Origin of the sequence: Microbulbifer echini (genome assembly GCF_041447225.1) — a bacterium.
Taxonomy (GTDB): domain Bacteria; phylum Pseudomonadota; class Gammaproteobacteria; order Pseudomonadales; family Cellvibrionaceae; genus Microbulbifer; species Microbulbifer echini.
In genome coordinates this window covers 4,573-7,375 of the sequence record NZ_JBGMEL010000038.1, presented here as the reverse complement: position 1 = coordinate 7,375, position 2,803 = coordinate 4,573, and the positions used below count along the sequence as shown (strand labels likewise).

Sequence of the window (2,803 nt, the reverse complement as noted above, 5' to 3'; positions counted from 1 at the left end):
ACCCAGGTGAGGCTTTCGCCCTGATTGATCTCTGCGGCGGATACCTTGGGCACAGTGAATACGCCATCAATGGCGAGCACGCCGGTTTCACCCACGGCGATATCATCCATCGCCACACCGAGCACTGCGCCGACCGGTACCACCTGGCCGGAGGTAATATCCGCGCTGGTGCTGTTGGTGACATTCAGCATGCGTCCATCTTGCACAAAATTCGTAGCCATTCTCTTTCTCTCGATTGGGTTTGTAACTGAAAGCAAAAAGGCCGCGTGATGCGGCCCTTTTTGGATTCTTTGAGGTTTGATTCGGTTTGAACTGGGTATTAGGTTTTGGGGGTTTTCACCATGCCTTTCGCATCCCAGGCTTTGGCAGCGGCATCGAGGCGTACTTTGAATTCCACCCCGTCAATATTCCAGCCGTTTTGCTGTTCCAGCACCGGGGCCTGTTGGCCATCCAGGTAGAGCACTTCGATCGTGTCGTGCGCTACTGGGTCGGCCTTGAGGTACCAGCCATTGTGTCCGCTGAGGCGACCATCCGAAATTACGCTGGCAATATTGCGCACGCTGTTGGGTACAGTGTTGGATTTCTCGGAAACACCCACTTCGAATTCCGATTCCAGGGCAACTTTTGCGGCCCCCTCATCGGCGATATCACACAGCAGAAATTTAGGGCGGATATTCAGGAAAGCGGAGCCGTCCTTCTGTTTGCCCATCAATACCCGTGCGGCGTCGATGCTGGCGGTATTGATACTCCCCTTTTCTGCAAGGTTGCCATGGTCGGCATGGAACAGGGCTTTGCCATCGGCCATCTTGGGATTATTGAGCAGGATGCTGAACACTAGATCACCCACAGTGCGCACGGCGGCGAGCCCCATCTTTTGTGGGATACGGGTGAAGGCTCCGAGGTCATCATTGATGATGGCCTGGCGATTAATAGAGAAGAGTTCACCGTAGGTAGCCAGGGCGGCGGTTTCGGCGCGCTCGCCGATGCTGACGTATTTAAATTCAGCCCCCGGTGCCACTTGGCGCAGTGCGGGGAAGGTGCCGAGGTCGGTGCGGGTCGCGATCTTGAAGTCACTGAGGTTGCCGGTGGCGGTAAACTGCGGGAAGACTTCTGCCGCTTCCGAGTAACCTTTGAGCATGGATTTATTGGCGATATTGCCGAGGACCGTGGCGAAGTCTCCAGAGCCGTGGGTAAAGGCGGCGGCGACGATGCCCATCTTATCCAGGCCCGCTAGATTCTGGCCGTGGGCCTGCATCAGGATGCGGGCAATCTCCATCATGGTGTAGCCGCTGAGCTCGTTGCCTTCGGTGCGTTTTTCACCGAGGGCGCGCATGGCGATGGCATTTTCGGCATCGGCTTTCATGCGCTTGATGCCCTCGCCTTCCTGCACCACCAGGCTGTAGCTTTGCACGGGGGTTGGGGTTTGGCTGCCGAGCGCGGTGAGCAGCTGGTCTTTGGCTTTTTCGGCGCTGCAGTCCATATCGTTTAGACATTCCTGCATCACTACACTGTGAGCCTCAAAGCCCTTAAAAACGGCTTTGATATCGTCTTTGCGCTTTTGCTCATCTATCGCAAATTGTGCTCTGGCATCGGCGGCAATCTGGGCTTTCATTTCTGGGGTGACCTCGGGCGCGGCGGTTGCGGCTGGCGTGGTGGAGGTGGTCATGGCTTGCGCTTCCTGGGTTTGAGTTTGGATTGGAGTGCCTGCAACGGCAAACGGGAATCGAACTGGTGCTGGCCCCTGCGCGACTAATGCGCTGATGGCTTGCGGGGTATGTTTGAATTGGTTTAAGTGATCAGCACTGAAGCTTGCAGCCATTTCCACTGCTGCAGTGGTATCGGTGGTGAAGCCGGCCGCTACCGCTTCGGCGCCGGTATACCAAGTCTCGTCGTCCATCACTTGGCTGATATCTTCGGCAGACATTCCGGTGCGCGAGGCGTACAAACCAATCATGGTGGTTTTGACTTTGGCCAGCAGGCTCTTGGTTTTTTCCAGAGCGCGTTCATCACCGCGCACACCGGCACTGGGGTTGTGCACCATGTAATAGGCGTTTTCAGCAATATGGACGGTATCCCCGGCGAGAGCGATCACACTGCCCATACTCGCGGCGATGCCTTCAATCCAGGTTTCCACCTCGGCTTTGTGATCTTTAAGCAGGTTGTAAATGGCGGTACCGTCGAACACATCCCCACCGGGGCAGTTGATGTGCAGATTGATCTTGCTGACATCACCGAGCGCTTTTAGATCGCGGGCAAAGTCTTTTGCGGTCACGCCCCAGTAGCCAATGGTGTCGTACAAATAGATCTCGGCTTCACTGTTGTTGGCGGCAGCGGTCATGCTGTACCAGGATTTATTCGGCATGGCTGCCTCCTATTCAGATTCAGTTTGTTGCGCGGGTACAGCTTCGCGTTTGGCTGGGGTGGTAATGCCACTGGCTTTTAATTTCTGCTGCCAGGCGGCGGTTTGCTTAATCACATCGTCCGGTTTTTTGCCACGACGGCGAATGGTCTGCTGCGGGCTGACCAGCACGTTTTCCAGCAGGGTTTCATCGGCGCTGGCTTCGTGGGCGGGATTAATCCAGGGCATCACCGGGGTAATAAAATCGACGTGCAGTAACGTGGACGGATCGACTTCAGCCGGCACATTAAAAGCATCCGCCAGTAAACCCATTTGCACCCAGCGCCGGGTGACTGGCTCTACAATTTCCTCACAAAATTCCAGGCTGAGGGTTTCGTAGTTGGCCCACTGCTCCACCAGTTCCTGCCGCTGCGCGCTATAAGTCCCGTTGTAGTTTTTGCTGAT

General features: G+C 55.8%; 3 protein-coding genes. All 3 read right to left on the bottom strand.

What is annotated here, in order from left to right; genetic code table 11:
* Positions 1 to 221: capsid cement protein (locus ACCI51_RS19225; protein WP_371845049.1), on the bottom strand; the 221-nt coding region annotated here is incomplete at its 3' end.
* 98 nt (positions 222 to 319) lie between these two features.
* Positions 320 to 2,362, bottom strand: a complete 2,043-nt coding sequence (locus ACCI51_RS19220; RefSeq protein ID WP_371845047.1) for a ClpP-like prohead protease/major capsid protein fusion protein — start codon at positions 2,360 to 2,362, stop codon at positions 320 to 322.
* 9 nt (positions 2,363 to 2,371) lie between these two features.
* Positions 2,372 to 2,803, bottom strand: a 432-nt coding sequence (locus ACCI51_RS19215; protein WP_371845046.1) for a hypothetical protein, incomplete at its 5' end; no start/stop codon positions are given.